Below are 525 nucleotides of genomic sequence, written 5' to 3'. Positions count from 1 at the left end.
ATATGCAAAACGGCAGTAGTTACGTGGAGATCCAGATAGCGTCGTACCCTCGGTCAGTGTGTCAAAGCGCATATTTCCAGAACAACTCCACGTAGCCATCGATGCGCCGGATCTGCGTGAAACCGGGTATGCCAAAGAAGCGATACGGTGAACTCGGGGGTCGCAAATGGAAGCGTGAAAGTATGCATTCCTGCACGTAAATTTCCCGTATGGCGTTCCGGAACGCTTGCAATTAAATCTGACGCACGGGCCATCGCCACCGCAGTCGAAAATCCACCGACGGTGGTGGCAATCTCTCTTTCCAGACTGAGCGCGCTCATGGCTTCATCAATTGGACCCATTTCGAGGCCCTGGCGCGAGATACCGATGTGCCGACCTGTCGCATACCTGGCTGGACTTAGCTCGCCGTCACTTAGCGAGTGTCCCATTCGCACGACGCCGATAAAACGATCTCGGAAAAGGGCCTGGGTACGCAGTTCCGGACCCATCGTGTTCGCAATGACACCAGTCTCCAGATCGACAGTC

The 525-nt window shown here is 54.9% G+C and carries 1 protein-coding gene; it reads right to left on the bottom strand.

Going from position 1 to position 525, the window contains the following annotated elements; all coding sequences use genetic code 11:
- Positions 1-53: 53 nt before the first annotated feature.
- A partial coding sequence (locus tag C5P05_RS02735; RefSeq protein WP_232834320.1) for a LysR substrate-binding domain-containing protein occupies positions 54-525 on the bottom strand: 472 nt, incomplete at its 5' end.

It is taken from the genome of Rhodoferax ferrireducens (assembly GCF_003347515.1).
GTDB lineage: Bacteria > Pseudomonadota > Gammaproteobacteria > Burkholderiales > Burkholderiaceae_C > Rhodoferax.
This window is presented reverse-complemented; position numbering and strand designations above follow the sequence as displayed.